This window comes from Aeromonas sp. sif2416, from assembly GCF_019218665.1.
GTDB classification, from domain to species: Bacteria; Pseudomonadota; Gammaproteobacteria; order Enterobacterales; family Aeromonadaceae; genus Aeromonas; species Aeromonas encheleia.
This window is the reverse complement of sequence record NZ_JAHUXC010000043.1, coordinates 1-336: the sequence shown is the minus strand read 5'-3', so window position 1 is coordinate 336 and position 336 is coordinate 1. Positions and strand designations below refer to the sequence as shown.

The following is a 336-nucleotide window of genomic DNA, read 5'->3' as shown; positions in this document are numbered from 1 at the left end:
GCGAAGGGGTGCTGACGCTGCTGAGTTACGTGGGCACGGCCAGCGGCGGGACGGTGAACTACAGCTACACCCTGAGTGCGACCATCGACAACGACAGCAAGCTGGGGGCGACGCCCACCGGGTTTGATGACAGCATCACCATCGGGGTGAACGGGGTGGGTGGCACCAGTGCCAGTGACCAGCTGATAGTGCGCATCGTTGACGATGTACCGACGGCCAACAACGATGCGGGCGGCACCACCACCGAGGATGTGGCCGGCAGCCTGAACGGCAACGTGCTGGGCAACGACACCGTGGGTGCCGACACCCCGGCGGTCTTTGTGGGCTGGAGTGCGA

1 protein-coding gene is annotated in these 336 nt (G+C 65.2%); it reads left to right on the top strand.

What is annotated here, in order from left to right; genetic code table 11:
• Nucleotides 1-336 (top strand): hypothetical protein (locus KW821_RS21455; protein WP_218292863.1); only part of this gene is annotated, 336 nt, incomplete at both ends.